The 21,570-nt window shown below is 63.8% G+C and carries 21 protein-coding genes and 1 rRNA gene; 8 read left to right on the forward strand and 14 right to left on the reverse strand.

Features of this window, described 5'->3' with window-relative positions:
* A 16S ribosomal RNA gene (locus BFF94_RS17345) occupies nt 1–413 on the reverse strand; the annotation flags it as partial.
* A 566-nt stretch (nt 414–979) separates the two neighbouring features.
* Between BFF94_RS17345 and BFF94_RS17350 the strand changes: the two genes are divergently transcribed.
* From BFF94_RS17350 to BFF94_RS17365, 4 genes are all read left to right on the forward strand, one after another.
* A complete protein-coding gene (locus tag BFF94_RS17350) occupies nt 980–2,197 on the forward strand; it encodes a DUF2863 family protein (protein ID WP_219139586.1) in 1,218 nt (405 codons plus the stop codon).
* A 210-nt stretch (nt 2,198–2,407) separates the two neighbouring features.
* Nucleotides 2,408–3,244, forward strand: a complete 837-nt coding sequence (locus tag BFF94_RS17355; protein ID WP_128844701.1) for a response regulator transcription factor — start codon at nt 2,408–2,410, stop codon at nt 3,242–3,244.
* A 75-nt stretch (nt 3,245–3,319) separates the two neighbouring features.
* Nucleotides 3,320–3,994, forward strand: a complete 675-nt coding sequence (locus BFF94_RS17360) for an energy-coupling factor ABC transporter permease (RefSeq protein ID WP_128844703.1) — start codon at nt 3,320–3,322, stop codon at nt 3,992–3,994.
* A 139-nt stretch (nt 3,995–4,133) separates the two neighbouring features.
* Nucleotides 4,134–4,787, forward strand: a complete 654-nt coding sequence (locus BFF94_RS17365) for a BspC domain-containing protein (protein ID WP_128844768.1) — start codon at nt 4,134–4,136, stop codon at nt 4,785–4,787.
* An 83-nt stretch (nt 4,788–4,870) separates the two neighbouring features.
* On the opposite strand, the gene BFF94_RS17370 is transcribed toward BFF94_RS17365, so the two are convergent.
* Together BFF94_RS17370 and yaaA are read right to left on the reverse strand one after the other, a co-directional pair.
* Nucleotides 4,871–6,025, reverse strand: a complete 1,155-nt coding sequence (locus BFF94_RS17370; protein WP_128844706.1) for a M14 family metallopeptidase — start codon at nt 6,023–6,025, stop codon at nt 4,871–4,873.
* A 238-nt stretch (nt 6,026–6,263) separates the two neighbouring features.
* Nucleotides 6,264–7,046, reverse strand: a complete 783-nt coding sequence (yaaA, locus tag BFF94_RS17375) for a peroxide stress protein YaaA (RefSeq protein WP_128844708.1) — start codon at nt 7,044–7,046, stop codon at nt 6,264–6,266.
* A gap of 57 nt (nt 7,047–7,103) precedes the next feature.
* On the opposite strand from yaaA, the gene BFF94_RS17380 reads away from it, so the two are divergent.
* Entirely contained in the window at nt 7,104–7,601 is a 498-nt protein-coding gene (locus BFF94_RS17380; protein WP_128844710.1) for a putative toxin-antitoxin system toxin component, PIN family, read from the forward strand.
* 33 nt (nt 7,602–7,634) lie between these two features.
* Complete coding sequence (locus BFF94_RS17385) at nt 7,635–8,807, forward strand: pyridoxal phosphate-dependent aminotransferase (protein WP_128844712.1); 1,173 nt, start codon at nt 7,635–7,637, stop codon at nt 8,805–8,807.
* 48 nt (nt 8,808–8,855) lie between these two features.
* Here BFF94_RS17385 and BFF94_RS17390 read toward each other — a convergent pair whose 3' ends face one another.
* Nucleotides 8,856–9,512: a glutathione S-transferase family protein gene (locus tag BFF94_RS17390; protein ID WP_128844714.1), complete on the reverse strand. Its 657-nt coding sequence runs from the start codon at nt 9,510–9,512 to the stop codon at nt 8,856–8,858.
* 211 nt (nt 9,513–9,723) lie between these two features.
* Here BFF94_RS17390 and BFF94_RS17395 point away from each other — a divergent pair, with 211 nt between their 5' ends.
* Together BFF94_RS17395 and BFF94_RS17400 are read left to right on the forward strand one after the other, a co-directional pair.
* Nucleotides 9,724–10,515 (forward strand): oxepin-CoA hydrolase, alternative type, encoded by a 792-nt coding sequence (locus BFF94_RS17395; protein WP_128844716.1) that lies wholly within the window; start codon nt 9,724–9,726, stop codon nt 10,513–10,515.
* 204 nt (nt 10,516–10,719) lie between these two features.
* Nucleotides 10,720–11,412, forward strand: a complete 693-nt coding sequence (locus BFF94_RS17400; RefSeq protein WP_128844719.1) for a glutathione binding-like protein — start codon at nt 10,720–10,722, stop codon at nt 11,410–11,412.
* Nucleotides 11,413–11,459: 47 nt separating this feature from the next.
* Here the strand turns inward: BFF94_RS17400 and BFF94_RS17405 are convergent, their stop codons facing one another.
* From BFF94_RS17405 to nuoL, 10 genes are all read right to left on the reverse strand, one after another.
* Entirely contained in the window at nt 11,460–11,936 is a 477-nt protein-coding gene (locus tag BFF94_RS17405) for a MaoC family dehydratase (protein ID WP_128844721.1), read from the reverse strand.
* A complete protein-coding gene (locus BFF94_RS17410; RefSeq protein WP_128844723.1) occupies nt 11,933–12,394 on the reverse strand; it encodes a MaoC family dehydratase in 462 nt (153 codons plus the stop codon). Before BFF94_RS17410 ends, BFF94_RS17405 begins: the two co-directional genes overlap by 4 nt.
* A 37-nt stretch (nt 12,395–12,431) precedes the next feature.
* On the reverse strand, nt 12,432–13,565 hold the full coding sequence (locus BFF94_RS17415) for an acyl-CoA dehydrogenase family protein (protein WP_128844725.1): 1,134 nt from the start codon (nt 13,563–13,565) through the stop codon (nt 12,432–12,434).
* 19 nt (nt 13,566–13,584) lie between these two features.
* Entirely contained in the window at nt 13,585–14,781 is a 1,197-nt protein-coding gene (locus BFF94_RS17420) for an acyl-CoA dehydrogenase family protein (protein WP_128844727.1), read from the reverse strand.
* A gap of 250 nt (nt 14,782–15,031) precedes the next feature.
* Nucleotides 15,032–15,454, reverse strand: a complete 423-nt coding sequence (locus BFF94_RS17425) for a DUF1178 family protein (protein WP_128844729.1) — start codon at nt 15,452–15,454, stop codon at nt 15,032–15,034.
* 136 nt (nt 15,455–15,590) lie between these two features.
* The gene (locus BFF94_RS17430; protein ID WP_128844731.1) at nt 15,591–16,181 is read right to left on the reverse strand and encodes an NUDIX domain-containing protein; all 591 of its coding nucleotides are present in this window, start codon (nt 16,179–16,181) and stop codon (nt 15,591–15,593) included.
* A 39-nt stretch (nt 16,182–16,220) separates the two neighbouring features.
* Nucleotides 16,221–16,517 carry a DUF2818 family protein gene (locus BFF94_RS17435; protein WP_128844733.1) on the reverse strand — a complete coding sequence of 99 codons (297 nt, stop codon included), beginning with the start codon at nt 16,515–16,517 and terminating at the stop codon, nt 16,221–16,223.
* Nucleotides 16,517–17,971, reverse strand: coding sequence for an NADH-quinone oxidoreductase subunit NuoN (gene nuoN / locus BFF94_RS17440; RefSeq protein ID WP_201260417.1), 1,455 nt, complete (start codon nt 17,969–17,971; stop codon nt 16,517–16,519). Before nuoN ends, BFF94_RS17435 begins: the two co-directional genes overlap by 1 nt.
* A gap of 36 nt (nt 17,972–18,007) precedes the next feature.
* The gene (locus BFF94_RS17445) at nt 18,008–19,498 is read right to left on the reverse strand and encodes an NADH-quinone oxidoreductase subunit M (RefSeq protein ID WP_128844738.1); all 1,491 of its coding nucleotides are present in this window, start codon (nt 19,496–19,498) and stop codon (nt 18,008–18,010) included.
* Between the two features lie 17 nt (nt 19,499–19,515).
* A complete protein-coding gene (nuoL, locus tag BFF94_RS17450; RefSeq protein WP_128844741.1) occupies nt 19,516–21,570 on the reverse strand; it encodes an NADH-quinone oxidoreductase subunit L in 2,055 nt (684 codons plus the stop codon).

Below are 21,570 nucleotides of genomic sequence, written 5' to 3' on the forward strand. Positions count from 1 at the left end.
CCTTCTTCACACACGCGGCATTGCTGGATCAGGCTTTCGCCCATTGTCCAAAATTCCCCACTGCTGCCTCCCGTAGGAGTCTGGGCCGTGTCTCAGTCCCAGTGTGGCTGGTCGTCCTCTCAGACCAGCTACTGATCGTCGCCTTGGTAGGCCTTTACCCCACCAACTAGCTAATCAGCCATCGGCCAACCCTATAGCGCGAGGCCCGAAGGTCCCCCGCTTTCATCCATAGATCGTATGCGGTATTAATCCGGCTTTCGCCGGGCTATCCCCCACTACAGGACATGTTCCGATGTATTACTCACCCGTTCGCCACTCGCCACCAGGTGCAAGCACCCGTGCTGCCGTTCGACTTGCATGTGTAAGGCATGCCGCCAGCGTTCAATCTGAGCCAGGATCAAACTCTTCAGTTTAAACCTGTTACTGTTTTCGGTTCTTTCGAACCGGTCGCTCACTCAAAGCTGACAGGAATATGAATTGCTTCATAAACCTGACTTACTTTAGTGTGAGACTCTTGATACTTTCGCTATCTGATCCGAGGATCAGCTCGCTTCCATCAAGCGCCCACACTTATCGGCTGTTAATTTTTAAAGAACATTTCTGCGAGAAACTTCGTGTTTCCCAGCAGCGCTGCGTTTTCAGCAGCAGAGAAGCGAGATTATGAACCGTGTTTCGCAGCTCGTCAACAACTTTTTACACGACATCGTTGCGACTGCGGGGTCCATCTTCCTTTGCCAGTAGCGCGCTCCAGACTGCAGCACACCGCCAGCTCCGCTTCCCCTTCCGCGCCGCGTTTCCGTTAGCGCGAAAGAGGCGTGATTGTAGGCAGCGTCCTCGATCCGCGCAAGGGGTTTGAAGCAACTTTTTTACAAAAGCAGCAATTCGGCCGTCCGGCCATGCTTGGGCACGAGACCGCTTATGGTGCAAAGAACGGACTAGAATGTGAGGTTCTTCGCCTCTTTCTATATACGTGGTTAATATGCGCCAGCGAATCGCCAAACGCCCCCCCCCCGATGCCGACAAACTGGTCGGCCTGTCGCTTGCGCTCTTCGCCTCGGGCAGCCGCACCGAGGATCGCTTCTGGGAAGCGAAGCTCGATGCGCTGCTCGCCAAGATAGTCCGCAACGGCAACCAGACCACGCTCGACGCAGCGCTCGACCACCTTCAGCAGAATCATCCCGATGCCTATGGCGCGCTCGCCGACATGGCCGAGACGCACAGCGAGTCGATGGTGATCGAGCACGACGGCCAGCCGTACGATGCGCTGCTGGTCGCGATCCCGGTGCTCGCATGGACGCGCTACATGATTCCGTCGGGCCCGCTCAAGGGTGACGTTGCAGACGCGCTGCGAGCGCACCTGCAGGCCCATGTCCTTGCGAACGGCACACTCGTCGGGCTCGCGCCGTTCCTCTACAGCATCGACCAGTTGCCGCGACACCACGTCGAGACCTACCGGCTTGCCCAGCAACTCGCGCATGCGGCAATCAGCCAGCACACGCCCAAGCTCAGCTTCGGCGACCTGCCCGAAACCTCGCCGATCCTGGCCGACCCGCGCTTCCTGCTCGCCGTCGTCGCGGCGCCCGTCGGCGCGGCGCTGTTCCGCTGGCAGGAGGAAGAAAACGGCAGCCGGATCGAACGCGGCCAGTGCCTCGAACAATGGACAGCCCAGGGCGGCCCGAACCTGTCGATCGCACTGCCCGGATGCGAGTTCGAATGCCTGCTTCCGGACGCGTACTACTCGGCCTGCCGGGATGCGGACGAGCGCATTCGTCCACACACGGTACGAACGGCCATTCGTTATCTTTTCGACACACTTGGTGCGGCACCGCAAGAGCTGCGCGCGGTGGTCGCAGGCTTCGGCGAACGCCGTATCGACGAATATCGTGTCGGCTTCACGCGGCGTGCCAGCAACGACGTGATCTACGGCGTCGTGTGGCCGCTTTACGGCCGTGAAAACGGCGACGTGTCGATCGACAGCGCGACGCTCGAAGGCGAAGCACCGATCGATGGGCCGCTCGAGGAAATCGTGAGCCTGCTGAAGGAATGCGGTGTAACCGACGTCCGACGGCACGCGGGCCGCTTCGAACCCGAATACTGCGACGACTGCGGCGTGCCGCTCTACACAGATCCGCTCGGAGAAATCGTCCATGCGGAAATGCCGGAAGACGCGTCACCCGCGCAGCCGCACTTCCACTGATCCGCCCCGCAGGCCCGAACGGCCTGCCCGTCAGAAGCCGCTCCCGGTTCACGCCGGAGCGGCTTTTTTCTTGTCCGATATTCCGCCGCCCGAAATTTCAGACTTCTCCTAAGCCTTTCAGCCAAGCAGACATCGTGTAAGGTCTTTGTCATTATCAGACCCAAGGCATGCCCGACGGCAGATCAATGACTCACATTACGGAGGTTGAATATGCGGTTCCTAGTGCTCAATTCAGACGCCGAGCGGCGTGACGGACTGAAAGCCCTGTTGCGGCAGATCGACCGTCACGCCAGCATCAACGACGCGCCCGACGGTTTCCAGGCGCGCCGGCTGCTGCGCACCCAGCGTTTTGACCTCGTCGCGATCGACTGGCTGGACGTCGGACGGCTCAGCGAGCTTCAGGCGCTCTGCAGCGCGTGCTCGCCGACACCCGCCGCCGTCCTGGTCGACGAAGCGTCGCCGGAAGCCGTCCAGCGCTTCTTCAACTATGGTGTGGTCGGTGTGATCCCGCATTCCACGCGGCCGCACCTGATCGTGCGTGCGCTCGAGATCGTACTGCTGGGCGGACACTACATCCCGCCGATCGCCCTCAGCCTGCTGCCCTCCACGGCTGCAGCGCGCCACGATACCCATTTCCAGACGCTCGCCGGATCGCTTCCCCGTCGCCCGCCAAGCGGCCTCCTGTCGCCGCGGCAAGCGCAGATCATGCGCTTCGTCCACATGGGCAGCACGAACAAGATGATCGCCCGTACGCTCGGCATCAGCGAGGGCACCGTGAAGATCCACCTCGCCAGCATCTTCCAGCAGCTTGGCGCCGCGAACCGCGCCGCCGCGGTCGCAATCTACAACGGCTGGCTATCTCCCCACCTCGAGGTGCTGCTGGCGAACCGCAGTCGCGCAAACAAGCCGGCCATCGGCGAACACGGCCCGGTTCCGCTACGGACACAACGGAACGACCGTCCGTACCCGTTACCGGCCGCGAATACCGGTACGCAGGACCTGCCGCTCGCCGCCGAGCCGCCGGCACGGTTCCGGCGCGGACGCTAGGCAAACAGTCTCGATATTGCGACGGTCGGCATGTGCGGATTCCCACCTTTGATGCTCAACGAGTAATATGAACGCATGGGTTTTCTTTTCACACCGCTTCCGCTCTGGGTTGGCATCGGTGGCTGGATCGCCGCCGCGGCCCTGATCGCGCTCGCGATCTGGAATCGCCCCTTCGTGCGCCTGCAGGACGCCACGCTCCAGCACGTGTGGCTCGCGCTCGTCACCGCGATCGCAGTCCTCTGGGCCTCGAATGCGTGGCTCGAAGATGGCATCGTCATGCATCTGCTTGGCGCAACGCTGCTCGTCACGCTATTCGACTGGACACTCGCATTGATCGCGATGGGTGCCGTTACGGCGATTGCCGCGATCATCTTCGACGCGCCGTGGCAGGGCATCGGCCTGACCTACCTGATCTACGGCGCGCTGCCTGTCGCCGTGTCGGCATTGTTGCAGCGCGCTGCGCTCGCATGGCTGCCGCATAACCTCGCGTCGTTCATCACCGGCCAGGGATTCCTGTCGCCGGCCATCGCGATCGTCGCGGTCGCCGGTGCCGCGGCCGGTGTTCAACTCGCGCTCGCGGATGGCGTGCCCATCGTGATTCCGGCCGGCTATCTGCTGAACACTGCACTGCTCGCGCTCGGCGAAGCGTGGTTCACCGGCATGGCGACGGCACTCATCGCCGTCTATCGCCCCGCGTGGGTCACGACATTCGACGTCCGGCGCTACCGCCTCGGCGGCCCGCGCGCCTGAATTCCCTTCCGATCAGCGCACCGTCAACACGTACCGGCGGCACCTTCCGCGGCGCGGGAGAATGCGACATCTACTGCCGTACAACTTTTTTACGCTAAGATTGAACTCCTGTTCTTCATCGGGCATCTATACGTGCCCGATGTCTCCTTCGCTCCTCACCAATAACCAGATGGACAGCTCACCTGCGTCGCTCCGGATTTTCCGGGCGCTCGGCAAGCTGGCAGCCTGTATCGCGGGCCTGTCGCTTGCGCTTCCGACACCGGCATTCGCCGACCTGCTCGACCAGCGCTCCGAACTGATCAACAAATTCGTCAACGAAATGCATGCCGATCCGCTCGCAGCCGATTGTGCAGCGCACGGCAGCTTCATCGCCAGCACGTCGTCGGCCTTCGACCGCGTCGACTTCGCGCCGAACGCATTCGACAGCGGCAACGCGACGATCACGCCGTGGAACGACTCGTTCGACCAGGGCAAGCAGCGCGTGAAGGTCGACAACATCGTCACTGTCGACGGACTCGGCGTGCACAGCGACGGCAGCGACCCGACGCCGCTGAAATTCCGATGCGGCTATGTCGGCCAGCAAATGCTCGCGTTCAGCTGGAACGACCCCGTTCCTCCGCTGAAACCGCGCGTCGAGCGCTCCACGTCTTCGACGAAGAAGTTCAAGGGCAAGTCACACCGAGGCAAGGTCAAGGCGAAGGCATCGGGCCGCACCGGCAAGAAGGCCGTCTCCACGAAAAAATCGAGCAGCCAGAAGAAAGCCGTGAAGAAGAAAACCGCGAAGCAGTCCTGATACGACGGAGCGGCAACGATATAAGCAAAAAAGGCCGGGGCATCTCACGATGCCCCGGCCTTTTTTATACGGCGACGACTCGCTTACGCGAACGTGTCGACGTGCACCAGGATCGCAGCCAGCATCGCCGCGCCGAGCGCCGCGCTGCGCTCACCGTTCCAGCCGACACGCTCGTCGGGCAGGTTCGCGTTGTCCTTGAACGGCATCTCGAGCGTCAGCGACAGGCAGCCGAACTGGTGGCCGATGTACTTCGACGCGAGCTTGAGCGCGTCCTCCTTGTACTTGCTCGCCGCATAGCCATGCTCGGTCTGGAAGTCGGGGCTCGCGACCTTGAATGCATCGATGAACGCAGTCTGCTCCTTGCCCTGCTGCTCGGTAAAGCTCGGCAGCATCTCCGAACCGGCGACGAACACGTACGGCAGATCCTCGTCTCCATGAATATCGAAGAACATGTCGCAGCCGATCGCGTGGATCGCGTCGCGCACGGCCAGCACCTCGGGGCTGCGCTCGGCATCGGGCGCCATCCACTCGCGGTTCAGGTTCGCGCCTGCCGCATTGGTGCGCAGGTTGCCGTGCACGCTGCCGTCCGGGTTCATGTTCGGGACGATGTGGAACGTCACGCGATCGTAGAGCTTGCGCGCAACCGGATCGCCGGCCCAGTCGCCCCATCCGGCCAGCCGCTTGACGAGGCCTTCGACGAACCACTCGGCCATCGTCTCGCCGGGATGCTGGCGAGCGATGATCCACACCTTCTTCTTCGGCGCATCGTCAGTTTCCGGCGTACCGAGCGTCAGCAGCGACATCGGGCGGCCTTCGACCGTGCGGCCGAGCTCGACGACGCTCGCCTGCGGCAATTGCTGGACCGCGCCGAGAAACGCCGCGTGACGCTCTTCCGAGTACGGTTCGAAATACGCGTAGTAGATGCTGTCGAACTCCGGCGTGTGGTCGATGGTCATCGTCTTGCCGTCGAACGTCGTCGGCACGCGGAACCAGTCGACCCGGTCGTAGCTCGCCACCGCGCAGTAGTTGCGCCAGCCCGACGGATACGCGCATTCGGCCGCGTTCTCGAACGTCATCACGCAACGCTCGCCGCGCACGCCCGTGACGCGGTAGTAAAACCATTGCGCGAATTCCGAACGGCTGTCGCCGCGCACGCGCAGCCGAATCGCTTCGGGACTGTCGCACGACACGACGTCGATTGCGCCTGCGTCGAAATTGCTGGTGATCGAAAGGGTCATCTGTCTCTCCTGTGTCGACCGGAGTTAGTGCTTTAGCACTTACTCCGGTCCCATGCAAAGCAGTCGACCGTTGTTAGCGCTTCAGCACTTACTCCGGTCCCATGCAAAGCAGTCGACCGTTGTTAGCGCTTCAGCACTTACTCCGGTCCCATGCAAAGCGGGCGACCGGAGCAGGCGGTTTACCGCCTGCCCAGCCTCATGCATGCGCCGGCCGTCTCATGAACGACCGGCATCATGGTCACTCGCCGATTCGCCGGCGATATACGTAAGTCGAATCGTTCGATGCAGCCGCGTCGAACGCATAGCCTTCCGTCGCGAAATCCTTCAGCGCCTCCGGCTCGGTAATACGGTTCTCGACGATAAAGCGCGCCATCAAGCCGCGCGCGCGCTTCGCATGGAAGCTGATGATCTTGTAGCGGCCGCCCTTCCAGTCCTCGAACACCGGCGTGACGACGGGCGCGGCCAGCAGTTTCGGCTTGACCGACTTGAAGTATTCGGTCGACGCGCAGTTGACCAGCACGCGCGCCGCGCCGCTGCGCGTCTCGAGCTGTTCGTTCAACGCCCGCGTGATGCGGTCGCCCCAGAACGCGTACAGATCCTTGCCGCGCGCGTTCGCGAAGCGCGTGCCCATCTCGAGCCGATACGGCTGCAGCAGGTCGAGCGGACGCAGCAGCCCGTACAGGCCCGACAGCACGCGCACGTGCTGCTGCGCATAGTCGAGATCGGTGGACGACAGCGATTTCGCGTCGAATCCTTCGTATACGTCGCCGTTGAACGCGAGCACGGCCTGCTTCGCATTGGCGGGCGTAAAGGTCGGCGACCAATCCGCGTAGCGCTGGAAGTTCAGGCGCGCGAGCGGATCGGAGATATCCATCAGCGTCGCGATGTCCTGCGGCGAAAGCTTGCGCAGGCCGTCGATCAGCTCCGACGCGTCGTCGACGAATGCAGGCTTCGTGTAAGACTGGACGTGCGCGGGCGTATCGTAGTCGAGGGATTTTGCGGGAGAGAGAACGATTATCATAGAGGCTCGCTGGCACGCCGTGCCTTGCGGTCAGACGAAAACCACCGATTGTAACGAATGACCCGCTCTCTCGCCCCGCACGCCGCACACCGCGTCGTACTCGATTCGAACGTCTGGATCGATATCCTCGTATTCGACGACCCCGCTACGCGCCCGATCCGGGCCGCGCTGGAACGCGGCACGCTTGCCGCCGTGATCGACGGCCGCTGCCTGACCGAACTCGAGTACGTGCTCGATTATCCCCAGTTCCAGGCGCGCGCGATCGACAAGGCCGCCGCGCTCGCGATCGTCGCCCGCCTGGCAAGCCTCGTCGAGCCGCCGCCCGTCGACGCCGGCGCGCCGCCGCTGCCGAAGTGCAAGGACCGCGACGACCAGAAATTTCTCGAACTCGCGCGCGCCGCGCAGGCCGAGTGGCTCGTCTCCAAAGACCGCGCGCTGCTGAAGCTCGCGAAGCGCACCGCACGCGACTTCGGCTTCCGGATCGCGCAACCCGCACCGTTTGTCGACGCCTGCGCGCTCGACGCCGCGCCGGCCGCCAGTGCCACGCCGGCCTGACACACGCGGCACTATCCGATTTCGACCGTATCGATGAACGCTCCTTCAGACATGCCAACGACTCCCGCTTTCCCCTCGCGCCTGCCGAACGTCGGCACGACGATCTTCACGGTCATGAGCGCGCTTGCCGCCCAAAAAGGCGCCGTGAACCTCGGCCAGGGTTTCCCGGATTTCGATTGCGATCCACGGATCGTCGATGCGGTCGCGACCGCGATGCGCAACGGGCACAACCAGTATCCGCCGATGGCCGGTGTCGCGCCGCTGCGTGACGCGATCGCCGACAAGATCGCGCAGGTCTACGGCCGGCGTTACGATCCGGCCACCGAAATCACCGTAACGGCCGGCGCGACGCAGGCGCTGCTGACTGCGATCCTGTGTGCGGTGCATCCGGGCGACGAAGTGATCGTCGTCGAACCGACCTACGACAGCTACCTGCCGTCGATCGAACTCGCGGGCGGCAAGCCCGTGTTCGTCACGCTGGAGGCGCCGGACTACGCGATCCCGTTCGACCGTCTCGCGGCCGCGATCACGCCGAAAACGCGCATGATCCTGATCAACACGCCGCATAACCCGACGGGTACCGTGTGGCGCGAGGCGGACATGCGCAAGCTCGAGGAAATCGTGCGCGGCACCAACGTGCTGATCCTGTCCGATGAAGTGTACGAGCACATGGTCTACGACGGCGCCCGGCACGAGAGCGTCGCGCGCTACCCGGAATTGGCCGGGCGCAGTTTCATCGTGTCGAGCTTCGGAAAGACCTACCATGTGACGGGCTGGAAGATCGGCTATGTCGCGGCGCCTGCCGCGCTGACCGCGGAGTTCCGCAAGGTCCACCAGTTCAACGTATTCACGGTGAACACGCCGATGCAGATCGGGCTGGCCGACTACCTGCGCGACCCGGCGCCGTACCTGACGCTCGCCGGCTTCTACCAGAAGAAGCGCGACTTCTTCCGGGCCGGCCTCGAACGCACGCGCTTCAAGCTGCTGCCGTGCCCGGGCACGTACTTCCAGTGCGTCGACTATTCGGCGATCAGCGACCTGCCCGAAGCGGAATTCTCGAAGTGGCTCACGTCGGAGATCGGCGTGGCGGCGATTCCAGTGTCGGCGTTCTATCACGAGCCGCACGAATCGGGCGTCGTGCGCTTCTGCTTCGCGAAACAGGAAAGCACGCTCGCGTCCGCACTCGAACGGCTCGCGCGCCTGTAAGTCCGGCACGGGCGGCCAGACGCTGCCCGCGCCGTGCCCGGGTCGCGCTTACGAACGCGCGGTGCCCGTCGCCTCGACATAGGCCTTGCGATCGGCCGCCACGCGCTGCGCGGCCGGCCGCTCGCCGATCAGCTTCGCGTGCGCCTTCCAGTCGATGCCTGCGTCGAGCAGGAAATCGCGGCCGAAGATGGCCTTCGTCGCCATCCCGATCACCGGCAGATGGACCGATGCGGCGATGTCCGCGAGGCTGAACGACTCGCCGAGCACGTACGGCGAAAACTGCGTCATCTGCTTGAACGCATCGATCGCGCGCGGCAGGCGCTTCTCGACGTGCGCCTTCGTCCCGTCGCTGACCTTGCCGCCGAAAAACGCCTCCGTATAGACCTCGCGCGCCATCCATTCGAGATACAGCTCGAGCGTCTCGACCAGTTCGCGCACCTTCGCAGCCGCGAACGGACCCGCCGGGAAAATGGCCTTTTCGGGATAACGCGCTGCCAGATACTCGATGATCACCTGCGACTCGAACAGCGCACCCTCTTCGGTCTTCAGGAACGGAATCTTGCCGAGCGGCGAATCCGCGAGCAGTGCCGGATCGCCGATCGGCAAGCTGCATGTCGCTTCCTCGAACGGGATGTCATGTTCGAGCAGGACGAACTTCACCTTGTTGTAGTAGTTGGACAACGGAATACCGCACAGCTGTAGCATCGGAGTCTCCTTCCTTGCTGGAGCGCGGCCGCAGCGACGCCGGCCGCATCAGGATTCGTCGCGCTGAAAAGCACGTTCGTGCTAGTCTAAAGCAGTTTCGTGTCCGTCACGACAACAATGCATCCGCTGCGGCAGCGCCCTCACGGGTATGCGCACGAGCCCGCGCAACGCGCGGCGCCGCAGCCTCGCCATTCGATGGAGACACACTCGCATGAGTGCTGAACTGCTGGCCTCGCGTCCGCCCGAGAGCGAATCGACGCTCGTCCTCACGCTGTCCAATCCCGGCGCGCGCAATGCGCTGCATCCCGACATGTATGCGGCCGGCGTCGAAGCGCTCGCCACCGCCGAGCGTGATCCCGCGATTCGCGCGGTCGTGCTTACGGGGGCCGATCGTTTCTTTTGCGCAGGCGGCAACCTGAACCGGCTGCTCGACAACCGCTCGAAGGATCCGTCCTACCAGGCCGACAGCATCGATCAGCTCGGCGCGTGGATCACGGCGATCCGCGCATCGACCAAACCCGTGATCGCGGCGGTTGAAGGTGCGGCGGCCGGCGCGGGCTTCTCGCTCGCGCTCGCGTGCGACCTGATCGTCGCCGCACACGACGCGAAGTTCGTGATGTCGTACGCGCGCGTCGGCCTCACGCCCGACGGCGGCGGCTCGTGGTTCCTCGCCCGCGCGCTGCCGCGTGCGATCGCGGCCGAGATCCTGTTCGAAGGCAAGCCGATCGCAGCCGAACGTCTGCATGCGCTCGGCGTCGTCAATCGGCTCGCCGCGCCCGGCGCGGCGCTCGCCGACGCGCTGACCTGGACCGACGCACTCGCCGGCATCTCGCCGAACGCACTCACGCGCATCAAGTCGCTGCTCGACGACGCGACGATGCAGCCTCTCGAATCGCATCTCGGCACCGAGCGCGATCATTTCGTCGCATCGCTGCATCATGCGGACGGGCTCGAAGGCATCACCGCATTTCTCGAGAAACGCCAGCCCCGCTACAAACGCTGATCCGCCATGTCCTCTTTCGAATTGCCGCGACGCATCTGCTAGGAAACCCCACGCGCAACGTCGGCGACGATCCCCCGCGCGCCTGCCCATACGCATCGGCAGGCGCGTTTCCGTCGCCAGCAGCCCGCGTCGATCCATGCTCTAATGACCGCCTGTCGCGGCGCTGCCGGCGCCGTTTTCGCGCATGCAACAAAGGAGTTGACGATGATCGACGTCTATAGCTGGGCGACCCCGAACGGCCACAAGGTGCACATCATGCTCGAGGAAACGGGCCTCGCCTATCGTGCACATCCGGTCGATATCGGCGCGGGCGACCAGTTCAAGCCCGAATTCCTGACGATCAGCCCGAACAACAAGATCCCCGCGATCGTCGATCCGGACGGCCCCGGCGGCAAGCCGATCTCGCTGTTCGAATCGGGCGCGATCCTGATCTACCTCGCGGAGAAGACCGGCAAGTTCCTGTCGACCGATCCGGCCGCACGCTATGCGACGCTCGAGTGGTTGATGTTCCAGATGGGCGGTGTCGGCCCGATGCTCGGGCAGGCACACCATTTCCGCCTGTATGCGCCGGAGAAGATCGAGTACGCGGTCAACCGGTACACGAACGAGGCGAAGCGCCTGTACAACGTGATGGAAAAGCGCCTCGGCAAATCCGAATATCTCGCGGGCGACGCGTACTCGATCGCGGACATCGCGACGTTCCCGTGGACGCGCTCATGGGAGAACCAGGGCATCGTGCTCGACGCATTGCCGAACGTGAAGCGCTGGCACGAGGCGATCGCCGCGCGACCGGCCGTGCAACGCGGCGTCGAAGTGCTCGCATCGATGCGCAAGGCGCTGCAGGACGACAAGGCACGCGAGGTGCTGTTCGGCGCAACGCAATACGCGAAGCACTGACGCGCATGTGACGGGCGGAGCGGCATCCGTGCATGCCGCCCCGCGCTTCAGAAGTAATGCTGCGTGATGAATTCCGCCGCGCAGACAAGCAGCGGCGCGTCGGGACGCTCGACCTGCATCGATACCGACCACGTCACCTGCACACCGCCCTGCGCGGCCTCGACGGTTTCCTTCACCGCAAACAGCGCGCGCACGCGCGCACCGACCGGCACTGGCTTCAGAAACCGCACGCGGTTCAGTCCGTAGTTCACGCCCATCTTCTGCTCGAAGCGCATCGCGTCGGTCATCAACGCAGGAATCAGCGACAGCGTCAGGAACCCGTGCGCGATCGGACCGCCGAACGGCGACTCGCGCCGCGCGCGTTCGGGATCGACGTGAATCCATTGATGATCGCCGGTCGCGTCGGCAAAGCCGTCGACGCGATGCTGGTCGATCGCGACCCAACCGCTCGCGATCGGCTCCTCGCCGACACGTGCCTGCAGCGCCTGTGCCGATGCGATCAGCGGCAACGTGCCGTCGGTCACGCGTTCATGCCTCCCGGATGGCGCAGCCCGAAGATCACCTTGGTGTGCACGGTAATCACCGTCTCGCCGCCGCCGTTCACACCGACCCACTCCGTCGACACGATGCCGCGATCGGGCTTGCTCTCCGAAACACGCTTGTCGTGGACCTTCTGGTACATCGTGATCGTGTCGCCGGCGCGCACCGGCTTGAGCCAGCGGATCGAGTCGATGCCCGGCGAGCCCATGCTGGTCGAGTCCGGCCCGAGCTTTTGTATCAGCAGGCTCATGAACACCGAACACGTATGCCAGCCGCTCGCGACGAGCCCGCCGAAAGGCGACGCTTTCCCGGCTTCTTCGTCGAGGTGGAACGGCTGCGGATCATAGCGTTTCGCGAACGCCTTGATGTCGTCGGGCTCGAACGTGTAGCGGCCCACTTCGGTGGTGCTGCCGACCACCAGGTCTTCGTAACTGATGCCCACTATGCGTCTCCTTGTCTGGCGCGCTCGCGCGTCGCCGTCATGCCGCTTCGGCCTGCGCGAAATCGGGCAGCGCCGCGATACGGGCGAGATGATGATCGGTGTCGCCGAGCGTCGTCTCGATGATCGATAGCCGCTTGAACAGGTGCGCGGCGGCAACCTCGTTCGTCACGCCCATGCCGCCGTGCAGCTGGACGGCCTGCTGGCCGACGAATCGAGCGGCCGCGCCGACGCGCGCCTTGGCAGCCGACACGGCCTTGCGTCGCGCATCGGCGTCGCCGCTCGCGTAGCGCACCGCGGCCAGGTAGGTCAGCGAACGCGCCTGCTCCGCATGAATCAGCATGTCGACCATCCGGTGCTGCAGCGCCTGAAAACGCGCGATCGGCACGCCGAACTGCTCGCGCGTCTTCGTGTATTCGACCGTGGCACGATTCAGCTCGTCGAGCGCGCCGACCGCTTCCGCGCACAGCAGGAACGTCGCGTAATCGGCAATCTGCTCGAGGGCCGCCGCGTCGCGCGCACCTCCCGTCAACAGTCGGGCAGGTGTTTCATTGAACTCGATCGTCGCGGCACGCTGGCCGTCGATCGTCCGGTAGTCGATCACTTTCGCGTTCGTCGCATCGCGTTCGGCGACAAAGAGGCCGATGCCGCCGCCGTCGATACGCGCAGGCACGATCCACGCGTGCGCCTGTGCGCCGTGCTGTACGACCGACTTGGTGCCGGTCAGCCGGTACGCGTCGCCCTGCTCGCGCGCGTGCGTGTCGAGCTCGTACAGGTCGTAGCGCGCATGCGGTTCGTGGAACGCGACCGCCACGCGTTTCTGTCCCTGCGCGACCGCCTCCAGCAGCGCGGCATCCTCGCCTGCGCCGGAGCCGGCAATGCGCAATGCCTCGACGCCGACCGCCGTTGACCAGTACGGCTCGATCACGAGCGCGCGGCCGAGCTCCTGCATCACAACCAGCATGTCGACCGGGCCGCCGCCGAAGCCGCCCTGGGCGTCCGGCACGGGCAGTGCGGTCAAGCCGAGTTCGGCAAACGCGCTCCATTGCGTGTCCGACACGCCCGTGTCGCTGCGCACGATTGCCTGACGCGCGTCGAAGCCGTATTGCTCGCCGAGATAACGGCGCAGCGCGTCCGCGAACTGCTGCTGCTCATCGGTAAAGCTGAAATCCATGGTTGTCTCCGTTCCGTGATCACAGCCCCAGAATCATCTGCGCGATGATGTTCTTCTGGATCTCGTTCGAACCGCCGTAGATCGACGTCTTCCGGTAGTTGAAGTAGTACGCGGCGAGCGGCGCCGCATCGTCGTCGCCCGCGATGCTGTGCTCGCGCTGGCCATCGAGGAACGGTACGTCGAACGGTGCGGCGAGCGGGCCGATCGCGTCGAACATCAGCTCGGTGAGCGCTTGCTGCACTTCCGTGCCCTTGATCTTCAGCATCGACGCCTCGGGGCCCGGCCCCTTGCCGGTCGTCTCGCGGCTGACGACGCGCAGCACCGTCACCTCGAGCGCCATCAGCTCGACTTCGAGCGCCGCGACCTTCGCAGCGAACACGGGATCGGCAAGCAACGGTTTGCCGTTCTTGCGCTGGTTCGACGCCACGCGCTTCAGGAACGCGAGCTCGCGCTTCGACGCGCCGACCCGCGCGATGCCGGTGCGCTCATGGCCAAGCAGGTATTTCGCGTAGGTCCAGCCGCGGTTCTCGTCGCCGACGAGATTCTCGACCGGTACTTTCACGTCCTCCAGGAACACCTCGTTGACCTCGTGGTCCTCATCGAGCGTGACGATCGGGCGCACCGTGATGCCGGGCGTGTTCATGTCGATCAGCAGGAACGAGATGCCCTCCTGCTTCTTCGCAGCCGGATCGGTGCGCACGAGGCAGAACATCATGTCGGCGTACTGGCCGAGTGTCGTCCAGGTCTTCTGGCCATTGACGACGTAGTGGTCGCCGCGGCGCTCGGCGCGCGTACGCAACGACGCGAGATCGGATCCGGAACCCGGCTCCGAGTAGCCCTGGCACCACCAGTCCGAGCCGTCGAGAATGCGCGGCAGGTAGTGGCGTTTCTGCGCTTCGCTGCCGTATTTCATCAGCACCGGCGCGACCATCGACACACCGAACGGCAGTACCGTCGGCGCACCGATCCGCGCGCACTCTTCGTCCCAGATGTGCCGCTGCGTCGCGTTCCAGCCCGGGCCGCCGTATTCGGTCGGCCACGCAGGCGCGGACCAGCCGCGCTGGCCGAGAATCCGGTGCCAGCTCGCGAAATCCTCGCGGTCGAGCCGTTTGTGATCGAGTACTTTGGTGCGCAGTGCGTGAGGCAGGTTGGCCTCGAGCCAGGCGCGGACGTCAACGCGGAACGCGTCGTCGGCGGGGGAATAATCCAGATCCATGCGCAGTGTCTCCTGTCGACCTGAGTTAGCGCTTCAGCGCTTACTCAGGTCCCATGCTTCGCGGTCGACCAGAGTTAGTGCTTCAGCACTTACTCTGATCCCATGCTTCGCGGTCGATCAGAGTTAGCGCTTCAGCACTTACTCTGATCCCATGCTTCGCGGTCGACCAGAGTTGGCGCTTCAGCGCTTACTCAGGTCCCATGCAAGGCTTGCCGCGACCGTCCGGCCCGGCAAGGACCCACTGCGTATGTCATTGCAGCGGTTCTTTCAGCGCGGCAGGAATCGGCAACGGCATCACGTCGATGCCTTCTTCGGCCAAGGATTGCGCATCTTCCGGCGTCGTGACGCCACGAATGCTGCGTGCCGGCGCCTCGTTGTAATGGATGCGCCGCGCTTCCTCGGCGAAGCGCTCGCCCACGTTCTCGGTTTTCTCCAGCACCTCGCGCAGCGTGCGCATCACCTGCGCCTGCAGCGCACGCGGATCGACCGGCTGTGCCTGCGTCGCGCCCGACAGGTTCAGGCGCGGCGCCGACGGCAGACGGTTGACCTCGGTCACCCCGCACACCGGACATTCGACCAGCTTGCGGGACAACTGCGCTTCGAATTCATCGGCTGAAGCGAACCAGCCTTCGAACCGATGACCGTGCGGGCACTGTAAATCGAGGACCTTCATACTGAATCAGGGCGTGTGACGAGTGTAGCGCAAAAAAGCGCTTTGTGAACGATCGTGCTAAATTTCGATCGTGCGATGCGGAAGTGCTGCGTCATCAGATTGTAACGCGGCGCCCCACCCGCCGCTGACGCCGCGCTCAGGGCGTCAGGACCGGCCCGAGCGGCCACGTGCCGGACAGTACCTTGTCGAGCCACATCGTGCCGATGATCGTCTTCACGTCGGAAATCTGGCCCGTGCGCACCCATTCCTGCAGATCGGCCTGCGTCGCGGTAAAGGTTTCGAGGAATTCGCCTTCGTCGAGCTTGCGCTCGCCGGCCGTCAGCCCGCGCGCAAGGTACAGGTCGATGAATTCGGTCGAATAGGAAATGATCGGGTGAATCCGGGCCAGGAACACGTATTCGCGTGCCGTATAACCCGTTTCCTCGCGCAGTTCGCGCACCGCACACGCGAGCGCACCTTCGTTCGGATCGAGCTTGCCGGCCGGGAATTCGGCCATCACCTTGCCGATCGGGTAGCGAAACTGGCTTTCCATCAGCACGCGGCCGTCGTCGAACAGCGGGATCACCATCACCGCGCCCGGATGCTGGACGTATTCGCGCGTCGCCTTTTTGCCGTCCGGCAATCGGACGGTATCGCGCTTGAGCTTGAGGAACGCGCCGTCGAAGATCGCCTCGCTTTCGAGGCAGGTTTCGGTCAGTGCAGCGTCGTGATTGGGTAGTTCGGCCATCGGCGGCTCCTGGATGAGCACGACGGACGGCCGGAGCCGTCAGCGTCGTTTGACGAGATACTGGAACGTGAAGCCGGGAAACGCGAGCACGATGAAAAGACTGAATGTGATCGCGTAAAACTGCCAGCCCTGTTCGAAGCGGTTGCCGGCGCGCGACTCGAGCCAGAAGCCGAGCGCGCCGACCACGAAGTACAGCACGACCAGCTCGCCGATCCGCACCCACGCACTCTTCTTCGCCGCACCGAACGGCACGACGGCGAAGAGGCGTTGGTTCAGGAACGGCAGGTTGGCGCATACGAGCGCCAACAGCACGATAAACCAGCCGGCTGCCGACATTACAGCGGCAGCGTGTGACGGATCGCCTGCAGGCAGGCCGTCAGCAGCGGGCTCGGGATCAGGCCGAGCACGACGACCGCAAGGCCGTTCAGCACGAGGATCGTGCGCTTGCAGAAATCGCCCGAGATCGGCGTCGAATCCTGCGGTGCATCGAAATACATCAGCTTCACGATGCGCAGGTAGTAGAACGCGCCGAACAGCGACGTGATCACGGCCAGCACGGCCAGCCACGTCAGGCCCGCGTTGACGGTCGCCTCGAGCACGGCGAGCTTCGCATAGAAGCCGACGGTCGGCGGGATGCCTGCCAGCGAGAACATCATGACCATCATCACGAACGCGAACACCGGGCTGCGCTTGTTGAGGCCCTTGAAGTCGTCGATCGTTTCGGCTTCGAAATCGCGGCGCGCCAGCAGCATCACCACGCCGAACGAGCCGAGCGTCGTGATCAGGTAGACGATCGCGTAGAACATCGCCGAGCTGTATGCGTTCGCCGGTGCCGCCGCGTCGCCCTTGACAATGCCAGCGAGCAGGCCGAGCAGCACGAAGCCCATGTTCGAGATCGCCGAGTACGCGAGCATCCGCTTGATGTTGCGCTGGACGATACCCGTGATGTTGCCGACGATCAGCGACAGCGCGGCGAGGATCACGAGTGCGGTCTGCCAGTTCTGCGCGAGCGGCAGCAGCCCCATCACCAGGAAGCGCAGGCCCCACGCGAACGCGGCAACCTTCGGGCCGCCGCCGACGAACAGCGTCATCGCGGTCGGTGCGCCCTGGTAGACGTCCGGCACCCACATGTGGAACGGCACGGCGCCGAGCTTGAACGCGATACCGGCGACGATGAAGATCACGCCGAACATCAGCACGGCTGCATCGGTGTTGCCGCCGACCGCCTTGTACACCTCGCCCAGTTCGAGCGAGCCGGTCGCACCGTAAAGCATCGAGATGCCGTACAGCACGAAGCCCGACGCAAGCGCGCCCAGCACGTAGTACTTCATCGCGGCTTCGCTCGACTGCGCAGCGTCGCGGCGCAGCGCGATGACCGCGTACAGCGACAGCGACATCAGTTCGAGACCGAGGTACAGCGTCAGGAAGTTGTTGCCCGACACCATGACCAGCTGGCCAAGCAGCGAGAACATGCCGAGCAGGAATACGTCGCCGCGGAACATGTCGCGATCTTCGAGGTACTTGCGCGAATAAACGAGCGAGACCGCGAAACCGAACGACACGACAGCCTTCATCATGCTCGCGAACGAGTCGACGACGACCATCTTCGAGAAGAAGTAGTACTGCTGCGGGTCAAGCGCCTGCACGGCGAACCACACGCCGGCGACGACCGACGATACGACCGCGATCAGGTAGGTCAGGCGGCGGCCGGATGCACCGGCAAAGGTGTCGTTCAACCACGCGACGACGATGGCGGCCATCACCAGCGCGTCAGGCAACAGGACATTCATAGGAGCGTTCATGAGCTTGATTTCCTCCGCTCGCGATTACTGGGCCAGCGGCAGCTTGGACTGCGCGACATGGGAGAGGAGGTTTTCCACGGAAACGTGCATCACGTCGGTGAAAGGCTTCGGATACAGGCCCATCAGCATCGTGAACGCGGCAAGCACGGCCAGCATCACGAATTCGCGGCGGCCGATATCCTTCAGCTTGGCGACGTGATCGTTCGCGACCGCGCCGAAGTACACGCGCTTGTACATCCACAGCGTGTACGCAGCACCGAGGATCAGCGTGAATGCCGCGCCGAACGCGATCCAGAAGTTGTACTGGACGGCTGCGAGAATCACCATGAACTCGCCGACGAAACCCGAGGTACCCGGCAGGCCGCAGTTGGCCATCGAGAACAGCATCGCGAATGCCGCGAACTTCGGCATCACGTTGACGACACCGCCGTAATCGGCGATCTGGCGCGAGTGCAAGCGGTCGTACAGCACGCCGATGCAGAGGAACATCGCGCCCGATACGAAGCCGTGCGAGATCATCTGGATGATCGCGCCTTCGACGCCGAGCTGGTTGAAGATGAAGAAACCGAGCGTGACGAAGCCCATGTGCGCGATCGACGAATACGCGACCAGCTTCTTCATGTCGGACTGCACCATCGCGACGAGGCCGATGTAGATCACCGCGATCAGCGACAGCGTGATCACGACGGGTGCCAGGAAGTGGCTCGCGTCAGGCGTGATCGGCAGCGAGAAGCGCAGGAAACCGTACGCGCCGAGCTTCAGCATGATCGCAGCCAGCACGACCGAGCCGCCCGTCGGCGCTTCCACGTGCGCGTCCGGCAGCCACGTGTGCACCGGCCACATCGGCACCTTCACCGCAAACGCGAGGAAGAACGCGATGAACAGCAGGATCTGTGGCGTCATCGCGATCTTCGCGTTCTGCCACGTCGCGAGGTCGAACGAGTGCGTTTCCGTGTACAGGTAGATCAGCGCGACCAGCATCAGCAGCGAGCCGGCCAGCGTGTACAGGAAGAACTTGAATGCCGCATACACGCGGTTCGGGCCACCCCACACGCCGATGATGATGTACATCGGGATCAGGGTCGCCTCGAAGAATACGTAGAACAGCAGGCCGTCGGCCGCCGAGAACACGCCGATCATGATCCCGGACAGGATCAGGAACGCCGCGAGGTACTGCGCAACGTTCTCGGTGATGACTTCCCATGCGCTGATCACGACGATCACCGTAATCAGCGCGGTCAGCACGACGAACCACATCGAGATGCCGTCGACGCCGAGGTGATACGAGATGTCGAAGCGTTCGATCCAGGTCGACTTCTCGACGAACTGCAGCGCAGCCGTGCTCGAGTCGAAGCCCGTGATCAGCGGAATCGTGACTGCGAGACCGAGCAGCGAACCGATCAGCGCGACCCAGCGGGCCGTCCCCGGATTTTTGTCGTTACCCACCGCGAGCACGAGGAGGCCGAAAACGATCGGCAGCCAGATCGCGGTACTGAGAATCGGAAAAGCGTGCATTAAGTTGTCCCCCCGCCTTATTTGCCGCCGAGCGTTACAAACAGGGTCAGGAGCCCCAGCATGCCGATGATCATGGCGAACGCGTAGTGATAGATGTAACCGGATTGGAGGAAGCGGATCACGCTGGCGAACCAGCCGATGAACCGGGCACTGCCGTTGACGAGGCCGTCGATCACCACGACGTCACCCTCCTTCCACAGGCCGCGGCCGATCGCCACCGAACCACGGGCGAACACCACTTCGTTGATCTTGTCCATGTAGTACTTGTTGTCCAGCAGCGTGTAGATCGGACCGAACGCGCGGCGGATCGACGCCGGCAGCTCCGGACGCTTCAGGTACAGGAACCAGGCGACGACGATACCGGCAAGCGCGAGCCAGACCGGCAGGCCCGACACCGAGTGCAGGCCCATGCCCACCCAGCCGTGGAACTCTTCGGCCATCTCGGCCAGCGCCGGATGGTTTTCGCCGATGAAGATCACCTTGTCGAATGCAACGCCGTGCTGGAAGAAGTCGCCGAACAGCATCGGGCCGATCGCGATCGCACCGATGATCACCGACGGGATCGCCAGCAGCACGAGCGGCACCCACACGACCCACGGGGTCTCGTGCGGTTCGTGCGCGTGGTCGTCATGACCGTGGCCGTGACCGTGGTCGTCGTGGCCGTGCGCGGCTGCCGCGCCCATCGGCGATTCCGGATGCTTCGGCTTGCGGAAGCGCTCTTCGCCGTGGAACACCAGGAAGTACATGCGGAACGAGTACAGCGCCGTGACGAACACGCTCGCGACGACCGCGAAGTAAGCGAAGCCCGAACCCGGCAGGTGCGACAGCTTCACCGCGTCGATGATCGAGTCCTTCGAGTAGAAGCCCGAGAAGAACGGCGTGCCGATCAGCGCGAGCGAACCGACCAGCGACGTGATCCACGTGATCGGCATGTACTTGCGCAGGCCGCCCATGTTGCGCATGTCCTGGTCGTGGTGCATGCCCATGATGACCGAGCCGGCGCCGAGGAACAGCAGCGCCTTGAAGAACGCGTGCGTCATCAGGTGGAACACGGCGACCGGGTAAGCGGACACGCCGAGCGCGACGGTCATGTAGCCGAGCTGCGACAGCGTCGAGTACGCGACCACGCGCTTGATGTCGTTCTGGACGATGCCGAGGAAACCCATGAAGAGCGCCGTGATCGCGCCGATCACCGTGATGAACGACAGCGCGGTGTCCGACAGCTCGAACAGCGGCGACATGCGCGTCACCATGAAGATGCCGGCCGTCACCATCGTCGCCGCGTGAATCAGCGCCGAGATCGGGGTCGGGCCTTCCATCGAGTCCGGCAGCCACACGTGCAGCGGGAACTGTGCCGACTTGCCCATCGCGCCGATGAACAGGCAGATACAGGCAACGGTCAGCAGGCCCCAGTCGGTACCCGGGAAGTGCAGGCTCGCGAGTTCCGCGCGCTTCGCGAACACTTCGCCGTAGTTCATCGAGCCGGCGAACGCGAGCAGCAGGCCGATGCCGAGCAGGAAGCCGAAGTCGCCCACGCGGTTCACGAGGAACGCCTTCATGTTCGCGTAGATCGCGCTCTCACGCGTGAAGTAGAAGCCGATCAGCAGGTACGACACCAGACCCACCGCTTCCCAGCCGAAGAACAGCTGCAGGAAGTTGTTGCTCATCACGAGCATCAGCATCGAGAACGTGAACAGCGAGATGTACGAGAAGAAGCGCTGGTAGCCGTCTTCTTCCGACATGTAGCCGATCGTGTAGATGTGCACCATCAGCGAGACGAAGGTCACGACGACCATCATCATCGCGGTCAGCGAATCGACGAGGAAGCCGATCTCGAGTTTCAGCGAGCCGACGTTCATCCATTCGTAGACGGTCGCGTTGAAGCTCGCGCCGCCCAGCACGTCGAAGAAGACTTTCGCCGACAGGAGGAACGCGATCATTACGCCGAGGATCGTGATCCGGTGTGCGCCCTTGCGCCCGACTGCGTTCCCGAACAGCCCCGCAATCAGCGAGCCGGCCAGCGGAGCGAGCGGAATCGCCAGCAGCAGGTTTTCATTGAGTGTCGTTGACAT

This window comes from Burkholderia catarinensis (assembly GCF_001883705.2).
Taxonomy (GTDB): domain Bacteria; phylum Pseudomonadota; class Gammaproteobacteria; order Burkholderiales; family Burkholderiaceae; genus Burkholderia; species Burkholderia catarinensis.

Coding starts and splice junctions, on each gene's coding strand:
- BFF94_RS17400 (WP_128844719.1), top strand. CDS start 10,720: ATGATCGACGTCTATAGCTGGGCGACCCCGAACGGCCACAAGGTGCAC.
- nuoN (WP_201260417.1), bottom strand. CDS start 17,971: ATGAATGTCCTGTTGCCTGACGCGCTGGTGATGGCCGCCATCGTCGTC.
- BFF94_RS17430 (WP_128844731.1), bottom strand. CDS start 16,181: ATGGCCGAACTACCCAATCACGACGCTGCACTGACCGAAACCTGCCTC.
- BFF94_RS17390 (WP_128844714.1), bottom strand. CDS start 9,512: ATGCTACAGCTGTGCGGTATTCCGTTGTCCAACTACTACAACAAGGTG.
- BFF94_RS17380 (WP_128844710.1), top strand. CDS start 7,104: ATGACCCGCTCTCTCGCCCCGCACGCCGCACACCGCGTCGTACTCGAT.
- BFF94_RS17435 (WP_128844733.1), bottom strand. CDS start 16,517: ATGTCGGCAGCCGGCTGGTTTATCGTGCTGTTGGCGCTCGTATGCGCC.
- nuoL (WP_128844741.1), bottom strand. CDS start 21,570: ATGTCAACGACACTCAATGAAAACCTGCTGCTGGCGATTCCGCTCGCT.
- BFF94_RS17350 (WP_219139586.1), top strand. CDS start 980: ATGCGCCAGCGAATCGCCAAACGCCCCCCCCCCGATGCCGACAAACTG.
- BFF94_RS17445 (WP_128844738.1), bottom strand. CDS start 19,498: ATGCACGCTTTTCCGATTCTCAGTACCGCGATCTGGCTGCCGATCGTT.
- yaaA (WP_128844708.1), bottom strand. CDS start 7,046: ATGATAATCGTTCTCTCTCCCGCAAAATCCCTCGACTACGATACGCCC.
- BFF94_RS17385 (WP_128844712.1), top strand. CDS start 7,635: ATGAACGCTCCTTCAGACATGCCAACGACTCCCGCTTTCCCCTCGCGC.
- BFF94_RS17360 (WP_128844703.1), top strand. CDS start 3,320: ATGGGTTTTCTTTTCACACCGCTTCCGCTCTGGGTTGGCATCGGTGGC.
- BFF94_RS17370 (WP_128844706.1), bottom strand. CDS start 6,025: ATGACCCTTTCGATCACCAGCAATTTCGACGCAGGCGCAATCGACGTC.
- BFF94_RS17365 (WP_128844768.1), top strand. CDS start 4,134: ATGTCTCCTTCGCTCCTCACCAATAACCAGATGGACAGCTCACCTGCG.
- BFF94_RS17395 (WP_128844716.1), top strand. CDS start 9,724: ATGAGTGCTGAACTGCTGGCCTCGCGTCCGCCCGAGAGCGAATCGACG.
- BFF94_RS17415 (WP_128844725.1), bottom strand. CDS start 13,565: ATGGATTTCAGCTTTACCGATGAGCAGCAGCAGTTCGCGGACGCGCTG.
- BFF94_RS17425 (WP_128844729.1), bottom strand. CDS start 15,454: ATGAAGGTCCTCGATTTACAGTGCCCGCACGGTCATCGGTTCGAAGGC.
- BFF94_RS17355 (WP_128844701.1), top strand. CDS start 2,408: ATGCGGTTCCTAGTGCTCAATTCAGACGCCGAGCGGCGTGACGGACTG.
- BFF94_RS17420 (WP_128844727.1), bottom strand. CDS start 14,781: ATGGATCTGGATTATTCCCCCGCCGACGACGCGTTCCGCGTTGACGTC.